General features: G+C 50.2%; 1 protein-coding gene. It reads left to right on the top strand.

Annotation, left to right across the window (positions count from 1 at the left end):
- Positions 1 to 1077 (top strand): mechanosensitive ion channel domain-containing protein (locus PPL9_RS33530; protein ID WP_208989514.1); only part of this gene is annotated, 1077 nt, incomplete at its 5' end.
- Positions 1078 to 1252: the final 175 nt, after the last annotated feature.

Genomic DNA, 1252 nt, shown 5'->3' with positions numbered 1-1252 from the left:
GCCGTTTGGCAGTGGTTCGCACTGATCCTGATCACAGCAATCGCCGCAGTCATTCTTTTCTTCTTCGTCACCACCATGCGACGCTTACCAGATCGCAAGAAGCCGGTCCGGCGGCAAGTGCTCAGCATCATCACCTCCGGCGTTATTGTCGGCTCTCTCATTTTCCTGCGTTATCTGGCTGATTATCAAATCAACATCGGTGGTCCAGTGCTGCAAGTCTATGACCTGACCATCGAAACACTCGTCTGGATTGGCGGCGCAGTCATCATTTACAAGGTCCTCCGCCTCCTGAGCGAGCTGGTGCTGCTCAAGAACCGCGGCGTTGCCTCCATCGACCGCAGCATCATCCGCACAGCAACGCAGTTCTTCGCCATCCTGTGCGCTCTCATTCTGCTCACGTACGGCGCAACCCGCCTGAACATCCCGCTCTACGGCATCATCGCAGGTATCAGTGTTGGCGGCCTCGCAATCGCCCTGGCCGCTCAACCCACGCTCGAAAACCTCCTCGGCGGCCTGATCCTCTATGCAGACGGCATTGTCCGTGTCGGAGATTATTGCGAATTCAACAAGGTCCGCGGTCACGTAACATCCATCGGCATGCGCTCAACTCGGATCAGAACCAAAGACAGAACGCTGGTAACCATCCCTAATGCAGACCTTGCAAAAATGAACTTCCTGAACTTCACATTAAAAGATCATTTTCGTGTCGTTCAACACTTCTCATTAGAGTTCGATACAACAGCAGAACAACTAGAGGCCGTCATCTCCAAAATAAAGCAAATGCTAGCCGAACACCCACTCTCTCTGCCAGACGCTTCAAAAGTTCTGCTGGAAGAGATAGACGAAAACGGCTTCTCAATTCTCGTCGAAAATGGTGTCAAAGCATCAAGCCGGGATGAATACCTCGCTATTCAGGAGGATATTCTTATCCGCATACTCAAGCTTATTTCGGACGAAAACATAAAGGTCGCCCATCCTTTCATCAGTAGTAATGGCGATGTTAGAGATCCAACCAAAACCACAAAAGGCCCGATTGCAAAAGCAAAGTCTCGGAAAAAAAAGAAAAACCAAGTATGAAACCGTAACATACATCTACAGAGCGTATTTGAGCGACAAATACCCAAACAGCCCACACCACAGATCAGTTTTGACACGGTTTTCTTAGAAAGGGTAGCAGAGAGCGGATGTGTGAAGGGGAGAACTTCTCCCCTCACATCCAGAGGATTATTTGCGTGAGATGCGATCGATCTCT

This window comes from Pseudovibrio sp. POLY-S9 (genome assembly GCF_001431305.1).
Taxonomy (GTDB): Bacteria; Pseudomonadota; Alphaproteobacteria; order Rhizobiales; family Stappiaceae; genus Pseudovibrio.
This window is presented reverse-complemented; position numbering and strand designations above follow the sequence as displayed.